This window comes from Streptomyces sp. WELS2, assembly GCF_013870595.1.
Lineage (GTDB): Bacteria > Actinomycetota > Actinomycetes > Streptomycetales > Streptomycetaceae > Streptomyces.
Map to the genome: position 1 here is coordinate 1 of NZ_JACBWZ010001367.1, position 1,014 is coordinate 1,014.

Here is a 1,014-nt window from a genome sequence, read left to right on the forward strand (position 1 = left end):
GTCAGCCGGTCCATCAGCAGCGCCACCACGGCCAGGAAGTCGAGCCTGCTGCGCGGATGCCCGGTGTCGGTGAAGTACGCCGGCCGCCCGGCCAGCAGCTCCAGGCCGCGCGCCTCGTTCCCGGTCAGCGCGCAGAACTCGACGTGGTCGGCGTACGCGCCCCGCATGCTCTCCATCGGGCGCACCAGCCGGAAACCGCGCAGATGGTGCGCGCGGGCCTCGTCCACCCGGCCGAGCCGCAGCAGCGGGGCCAGCGAGGCGGCCAGCACGGAGTGCGGCTCGTGCGCGCAGGCGAACTCGTCCTCCAGCACCGGCCGCCACAGCCGGAGCGCCTCGGCGTCCCGGCCGCACCGGACCTGCCAGACGCCCTGCGTGTGCAGCTCGCAGGCGGGGCAGTCGGCCATCCGGTCCCGGTCGGCGGCCAGCCACGCGGCGTAGGCCCGCCGTGCGCGCGGGATGTCCCCGACGTGCGCGGCCACGCTGAACTCGGCGCCGCGCACGGCCCGTTCGGAGTACCCGGCGAGCCGGTAGCGGCGCTCCATCTCGCCGAGCCACTTCTCGATCGAGGCGAGCGGGACGTGCGGCTGGTCCAGCATGCCCGCCGACATCCACTTGAAGGCCCAGTGCAGCGAGTGCGTCTCGTGCTCGTCGAAGTCCTCGGGCCGCTCGTCCCACATGCGCAGCAGCCGCGCGAACGGGGCGAACATCCTGTCCTTCTCGGAGCTGTAGTTGCAGACCTTCAGCAGGTGCCCGAGCGCCTCGACCACGGCGAGCGGGACGTCCAGCCGCTCCGCCTCGGCGAGCAGCTCCTGTGCGCGCGCGTTGCGGGCCGGGCCCTCCGGCTGCCCGGAGTTCTCCGCCAGCGCCTGCCGCAGCGCGTCGATGTCCGTGATCTCACTCATCGTCCGTCCCCCTCCCCGTGGGGCGCCCCTGCGAGCAGCCCGATGAACGCCCGGCCGAGCGGCGCCTGCCCGTACAGCGCCCCGGTCGCGGTGCCGATCGGCTCCGGGCCGC

The 1,014-nt window shown here is 74.6% G+C and carries 1 pseudogene; it reads right to left on the minus strand.

Annotation, left to right across the window (positions count from 1 at the left end):
• A pseudogene (locus tag H5J33_RS36410) lies at positions 1-902 on the minus strand (tetratricopeptide repeat protein); the annotation flags it as partial.
• Between the last annotated feature and the right edge of the window lie 112 nt (positions 903-1,014).